Below are 6,248 nucleotides of genomic sequence, written 5' to 3'. Positions count from 1 at the left end.
ACCCGCATCACCAGGCAGCCCTTCGGGAACACCGCACGCGCCAGCCGAGCAGTCTCCTCCGGGATCTCCACCAGATCCACCCCACGCAACGACACCGAACCCACCCCTGAACACGACGACGGCCTGCACAACCCCAACGGGGTCATGCAGGCCGTCGTCACGACCGCACCCGATTTACCAACAGCGTCCAACCGGGGCGGGCTTTTCCGTGTGCCCTGCCCCGCAGAAGTGAACGCACAGCGGCAGTCCGGCCAACTCCCCGCACGCCACTGCTCCTTGGGACCGTTCGGAACGCATACTCTCCCCCAGTCTCGACTTCGCTCGACCGGGGACACCCCCATGGTTTCCGTACGGCACTTCCAGGGAGGCAGAGCATGGCCCTTACCACCCGCCGCAGAGCCCTCACCACCCTCGGCGCCGCCCTCGCGGGCGCCGTCGCGCTGCCCGCCACATACGCGCGGGCGAGCGAGCAAAAGCACGGCCCGCGCCCGCTGTGGCGCGCCCACGCGCACAACGACTACGAGCACCCGCGCCCCCTGTACGACGCCCTCGACCACCGCTTCGGCAGTGTCGAGGCCGACATCTACCTGGTCGGCGATCAGCTCCTCGTCGCGCACGACCCCGTCGAACTCGACCCGGCCCGCACCCTCGAGTCCCTCTATCTCGAACCCCTCGCCGCCCGCGTCAAGGCCAACCACGGTGCGGTGTACCGGGGTTACCGCACGCCGCTGCAACTCCTCATCGACATCAAGACCGAGGGCTCGTCGACCTACCTCGAACTCGACCGCCATCTGCGCCGCTACCGGCACCTGTTCACGACATTCGCGCACGGTCGCGTGTACCCCGGTCCCGTCACGGCCGTGATCTCCGGCGACCGGGCCGCCCGTACGCCCATGGAGGCGCAGAGCGTGCGTCGCGCCTTCTACGACGGCCGGCTCGCCGACCTCGGCAGCGCGGCGCCCGCCTCCTTCATCCCGCTGATCTCCGACAACTGGACCCTCAACTTCACCTGGCTGGGCGACGGCCCGTTCCCCGACGCCGAGCGCGAGAAGCTGCGCGGCATCATGGCGGCGGCGCACGCGCGCCGTCAGAAGGTCCGGTTCTGGGCGACGCCGGATGTGGCGGGCCCGGCCCGTGACGCTCTGTGGGGCGAACTGCTCGCCGCCGACGTCGACTACCTCAACACCGACGACCTCGCGGGCCTCGAAGCGTTCCTCGGCGCCCACGAACGGACGTACTAGCCGGCCCAGACACCACACGTTCGGAGGACACGTCAGCCGCCCGGACGAACCCTCCGCTACGCCACACTTGCGGCCGAACGCCGCGAAGCGGACGTGGCGGAGGAGGTTGACGATGGCCATTTCCATCTCTGTGGTGCTGTTGCTTCTGATCCTGGCGGTGATCTTCCTGCGCAACGGCGGGTTGAAGTTCTCCCACGCCCTGGTCTGCGCCCTGCTCGGTTTCTATCTGGCGAGCACGAGCATGGCGCCGACCATCCACAGCGGACTCACCGCGACGGCGGACCTCGTGGGCAGCCTGAGGCCGTGACGCGCGAGGCCTGTCACGTCACGGCCTCGCGGGTCACGTCCGGGAGAACACGCCGATGCCGTTCGGAACGGGGCGTTCGGCGCCCCCGCTGGGGTGGTTGAGAACGCTGACGGCGGCCGCCCCCGGCTGCCGGGCGACCATCGTGGTGGAGCCCCCGCCGTCGAGGCTGAGGGCGTCGTCCGCGCCCAACTCCCGCATGGCCTCGGTCACTTCGGCGATGGTGAGTCCGTTGCGGAACTCGGGCGCGCCGTCGAGGGCGAGAAGCAGCAGGCGTCGTCCGTGGTGCGAGATGCCCACGGCGGTCCGTACGGCCGAGGTCCTGTTGTCCAGGCCGGGAAGCGGTGAGCCGTCGACGAGCATCGGGTAGCCGCCGATCGCGAAGCGGTACGGGATCCTGGTGGCCTTCGCCACCAGACGGTGCCGCACCGCGACCGGTTCGCCCACCGGCAGCTTCCGCAACTGTTGGGCGCCTGCCTCGCGGCCCACCAGCACCGTGGTGCCCGCAGCGATGGGGCCGCCGCCGGGAGTGTTGGCCGCCGACACCACCCGGCCGTGTTCGACCGTCACTTCATAGGTGTCGGTGCTGCACGGCGCGCCCCGGTTGACGTCCGTGCCGCAGGTGGCGCGCACCCTGGAGACGTTGCCCCAGTGCGAGGTGAACGCGCCGATCGAACCCTCCGGCAGCGCGTACTGGTTGAGCCCACGGAGCGGCCACAGCCCCTCGTCACTGCGTACGGAACCTTCGAGGGCCATGCTGTCGAGCCGGGCCCTGCGATCGACGCCCACGCCGAGCACGTCCTCGGTGGTCGTGCCGGGCGGCAGGGCGGGCCCGAAGCGCTGACCGTTCGGCACCGCCGCCTTGAGTTCGTGCCCGCTCGCGATCGCCGGGCCCACCGTCGCGCCCGTCGCCTCGACCCCCGGATGCTGGGTCTCCGTGATGTTGAAGAAGTCGCCGTTGACACCCGCGACGGCGCCCCGGGAGTCGGCCAGCTGGGAGACGGGCGCCCGGGACGCCACGGCTCCGGGATACAGCAGGTCGACCCGCACGCGTGGATTGCGCAGATCGACGCTCAGCACATGTGCGTGCGCCACACCCTTGGCGGCCGGGATGTCCAACTGCGTGTACTCGACGCCGGGGGCGACGGCAGTGCCCGTGGCCCCCTCCGCGCCGCTGGCCGGCACCGCTCCCACCAGGGCGGTACCGGCCAGCGCACTCCATGCCGCGACAACTGTCAGTGCCGTTCTGAAACGTCCGTTGCGACGCGTCACCGTGCCCCCTGATGTCTCGTCAACTCTCCCAGGACTCAGGGGAAGTGCACCAGATGGCGGTGACCGTGTCGGTGGCTAGGCACCGACAACGCGCGAACGGATGAGAAAACGCACTCCTTCGGGTGCCTCGAGAGAGAAGCCGCTGCCCCGGCCGGGCACGACATCGACGATCAGCCGGGTGTGGCTCCACACCTCGTACTGACTCTTCGACATCCAGAACGTCACCGGCTCCTCGACCCCTTCGACCGCCAGCTCGGCGAGCAGCACGTCGGAGCCACCGGTACGGAACTCGCCCTCGGGGTAGCACATGGGCGCGCTGCCGTCACAGCAGCCGCCGGACTGGTGGAACATCAACGGTCCGTGGACCGCCCGCAGCCGCCGCAGCAGGTCGGTGGCGGCGGGGGTCAGCTCCACGCGCGGGACTTCCTCGTTCACGCCAACCACCCCAAGCAAGCCGGTTCTTGGTCACCGGGCCGTCGTCGGTCCGGTGACTCAGTGAACTCCGTGCGAGGTTGCGAGGGGGTTGCACACGACGACCGGCAGGCCAACGCCCAAGTCGCTCATATCAGAAATCCCGTGCCAGATCGGATGATTCTGGACTACGCTCCGCGAGGCCAGGGTCGCGTGGAGCCGTGATCCATCGGGGGAGTGGCCACGTCTGTGCACAGCGGCATTCCTGTTTCCTCGGTCACCGTCCGTCTGCTGGACGGTTCTCTCTCGACCAGGGAGGCAAGTCGATGGCCCTGCCTCCGAGCGGGCAGCGTCCAACAGCCCTCACCCCGCAACCCGGAGGCGGTTGCGCACAAGGGCTGCGCATGGCTGCGGGGTGGGGCCGGGGGTGCGTGATCGGGGCCGACCACAGACCCGACCACGGGACTCCTGAGGCCAGTTCCCAGCGCTGCGGCCCACAGCTACTCCAAGCGCCTCGAGCAGAGGCATCGCGGCCAGCCGCGGTGCCCCGTCGACGTCCTTGCGCGCACGGCGCCCGGCAAGGCGATGTCGGCTCGCCGGCGAGCCGCCGCACAGCACGTCTCCTACGGCAAGAGATGCGCCATCTCTTGCCGCAACTCTTTCAACTTCGGTTGCCCTCACCAGAGTTTGTCCCCTGCATCACCGCTGGTCACCACGCGATACTTCCGTGGTCGGGAGCCTGACATCCCCCTCAGCAGCCCCCTGCACCCACCCAGCACACGGAAGAAGAAGGGAAGGGTGGGTGGGGGCAGGGTGCGCTGCTTCGGGGGATCGGGGCGGCTGTTGAGTGGTTGCGCGTCGGCGGGGCCTCCGCGCCGGCCTGCGGCGCTACCGCGCCACCGCAGACCGAAGCCATCACGCCGGCGGCGGCCTGGCTGGTGCGCCGGTGACACTCCGTCATCCGGGCCGTCATACTCGCTCCCGCCGACCTGGTAGCGGTACATGGGATCGCCGTATGGAGCAGCACGTATTGTTGGGGATCATCGCGCGGGTGCCGCTGGCGTCGGGACTGTTGTTCGGCAAGTACACCAAGGACGCGGTGTTCCAGCAGGACGACCACCGCACCTACAACCGGCACGGCGAGGCCTGCGACCGGGGCGAGACGTTCTCGGGCGTCGACTTCGAGTCCGGCGTCGAGGCGGCGGCGGAGTTCGTTGAACTGGCACCCCAGGACGCCACCTCGGCACAGTCCGCGCTGCGGTGGATCATCCAGCAGCCGGGTGCGACCACGGTGATTCCGGGCGCCCGCTCCCCGGAGCAGGCCCGCGCGGATGCGGCGGCCGCGGCGATGCCGCCGCTGCCGGGCGCGACACTGGAGCCCGTGCGCCACCTGTACGACCGGCGCATCCGGGGGCAGGTCCACCACCGCTGGTGGCCGACGCCGGCCGGGGTGAAGCCGTTCATGAGGCCGTCGCTGCAGTGCCGCTTTGTGGTGGACGGGATGTCGGCCACGAGCAGGGCACGCTTCCGGAGGAGCCGGAAGCCGGGGACCTTCTGCACGGCAGGTCAATGCGATTGCGCCCCTGCTGCTGACCTGTGCGGGACTGGTCACCTCACTGGTTCGGGCGCGGTGTCGCATGCAGGAGGGCAGCTGCGTCGGCCGCTTGCTTCGTGACATGGGCGGCCGCGCGAGTGGCTCGTCCGGTTACTCGCCAGACGAGCATCCGCACGGCAGTGGGCGCTGCCGGGGGGAAGACGCCGAGCTGGCCCAGCATGGTGATGTCGTCGCGTACCGCTTCGTGTCGGACCACCTTGCCGTCGAGGAGGTCGAGCACGTGGATCTGCTCGAAGTCGATCTCACGCTCGGTGGGGGGTATGGCCTGGTCCAGGGCGCCTTCGCGGAAGCGGACGAAGGGGCCGGTGTGGCGGCCTTGCATGCGCAGCCGTACCCAGACCTGGTCGTCGTTGCCGGCAATGCCGAGTATGGGGAAACGCAAGCCGCTGAAGGCCGATCGCATCCACGCGCCCGAGGCAAGGACGCCCGCCGGTCCCGGGGTCGCGCAGGCCCCGGGTGACACGAGCGCTTCGCGGTTCTGGAAGTCCTTGTGCACTACATCGGTGGCCAGGTCCGGATCCCCCGTCTCGAGGATCCGGAAGAGGCCGTGGGCCAGGTCCGTGGTGTCCATCCCCATGTTGTCCGTGCCTTTCGTCGACTGTGTGACGTGTGCGGAGGCGTCATCAGTCCGACGGCAAGGGCATATCGCGACCTGCGCCAGGACTGTTCGCGAATTGAGGTTATACGTAGCCTAATGAATAGGGCAATGATGCCATCATGTTGGCTAGCATGGCGCCATGCCCTCCAAGCGCCCCTACGTCTCCCCCTTGCGCGAGCAGGCCGCCGCGCAGACGCGCGCGCTGATCCTCCAGCGGGCCGCCGAACTGTTCGCCGAGCGCGGCTACGGGCGGGTGACCGTGGCGGACATCGCCTCGGCTGCCGGCGTCGCGTCGAAGACCGTCTTCGCGAGCGTCGGGAGCAAGGGCGACATCCTGGACCGGATCGTCGACCAGGGGGTGGCCGACTCCGGTTACGAGCAGGCCATGCGGCAGGTACTGGCCCTGCGTACACCCGAGGCGGTCCTCAAGGCGCTGGCCCATGGCACGCGGATGGGTAACGAGGGACAGTTCACGGTGCACGAGGCCATCCGCAAGGCGCTGCCCGTTCACGAGACCGGCGAGGCGCTGTGGGAGCGGGCTACTGAGGCTTACCGGGACGCCCTCCGCGCCGCCGCCCGTCACCTGCACACCCTGGGTCCGGCCCCTTCCTACTCGGTGGAGGAGACGGCGGATCTGCTGTGGTTCTGGTTCGGGCCCACCGGCTGGCGCACCCTGGTGGTCGACAACGGCTGGTCGTGGGACCGGGCCGAGGACGTCCTTTGCCGAACGGCCGTCGCCGCTCTCTGCTGAGCGTCACCCGCGAGGCCGGGCTGTACGGCGCACATGCGCGACCCGCGGCCGGCTGG

General features: G+C 69.7%; 6 protein-coding genes and 1 pseudogene. 4 read left to right on the top strand and 3 right to left on the bottom strand.

What is annotated here, in order from left to right:
- The first annotated feature begins 374 nt into the window (after positions 1-374).
- On the top strand, positions 375-1,241 hold the full coding sequence (locus tag ACZ4RZ_RS43465; RefSeq protein WP_467753085.1) for a phosphatidylinositol-specific phospholipase C/glycerophosphodiester phosphodiesterase family protein: 867 nt from the start codon (positions 375-377) through the stop codon (positions 1,239-1,241).
- Between the two features lie 112 nt (positions 1,242-1,353).
- Positions 1,354-1,548, top strand: coding sequence for a hypothetical protein (locus ACZ4RZ_RS43460; protein ID WP_467753084.1), 195 nt, complete (start codon positions 1,354-1,356; stop codon positions 1,546-1,548).
- Between the two features lie 33 nt (positions 1,549-1,581).
- Here ACZ4RZ_RS43460 and ACZ4RZ_RS43455 read toward each other — a convergent pair whose 3' ends face one another.
- Positions 1,582-2,817 (bottom strand): phosphodiester glycosidase family protein, encoded by a 1,236-nt coding sequence (locus ACZ4RZ_RS43455; RefSeq protein WP_467753083.1) that lies wholly within the window; start codon positions 2,815-2,817, stop codon positions 1,582-1,584.
- Between the two features lie 75 nt (positions 2,818-2,892).
- Entirely contained in the window at positions 2,893-3,252 is a 360-nt protein-coding gene (locus tag ACZ4RZ_RS43450) for a DUF779 domain-containing protein (protein WP_467753082.1), read from the bottom strand.
- A 1,009-nt stretch (positions 3,253-4,261) separates the two neighbouring features.
- On the opposite strand from ACZ4RZ_RS43450, the pseudogene ACZ4RZ_RS43445 reads away from it, so the two are divergent.
- A pseudogene (locus ACZ4RZ_RS43445) lies at positions 4,262-4,660 on the top strand (aldo/keto reductase); the annotation flags it as partial.
- A gap of 181 nt (positions 4,661-4,841) precedes the next feature.
- Here ACZ4RZ_RS43445 and ACZ4RZ_RS43440 read toward each other — a convergent pair.
- The gene (locus tag ACZ4RZ_RS43440; protein ID WP_467753081.1) at positions 4,842-5,414 is read right to left on the bottom strand and encodes an ester cyclase; all 573 of its coding nucleotides are present in this window, start codon (positions 5,412-5,414) and stop codon (positions 4,842-4,844) included.
- A gap of 166 nt (positions 5,415-5,580) precedes the next feature.
- Here ACZ4RZ_RS43440 and ACZ4RZ_RS43435 point away from each other — a divergent pair, with 166 nt between their 5' ends.
- Complete coding sequence (locus tag ACZ4RZ_RS43435) at positions 5,581-6,192, top strand: TetR/AcrR family transcriptional regulator (RefSeq protein WP_467753080.1); 612 nt, start codon at positions 5,581-5,583, stop codon at positions 6,190-6,192.
- Positions 6,193-6,248 lie beyond the last annotated feature (56 nt).

The sequence above is a fragment of the Streptomyces sp. NPDC027189 genome (assembly GCF_055566975.1).
The sequence above is the reverse complement of the archived record's forward strand: the minus strand, read 5'-3'. Positions and strand labels throughout refer to the sequence as shown.

Bases quoted from the DNA above. Each gene is read 5' to 3' on its own strand.
- ACZ4RZ_RS43465 (WP_467753085.1), top strand. From the start codon at position 375: ATGGCCCTTACCACCCGCCGCAGAGCCCTCACCACCCTCGGCGCCGCC.
- ACZ4RZ_RS43440 (WP_467753081.1), bottom strand. From the start codon at position 5,414: ATGGACACCACGGACCTGGCCCACGGCCTCTTCCGGATCCTCGAGACG.
- ACZ4RZ_RS43460 (WP_467753084.1), top strand. From the start codon at position 1,354: ATGGCCATTTCCATCTCTGTGGTGCTGTTGCTTCTGATCCTGGCGGTG.
- ACZ4RZ_RS43435 (WP_467753080.1), top strand. From the start codon at position 5,581: ATGCCCTCCAAGCGCCCCTACGTCTCCCCCTTGCGCGAGCAGGCCGCC.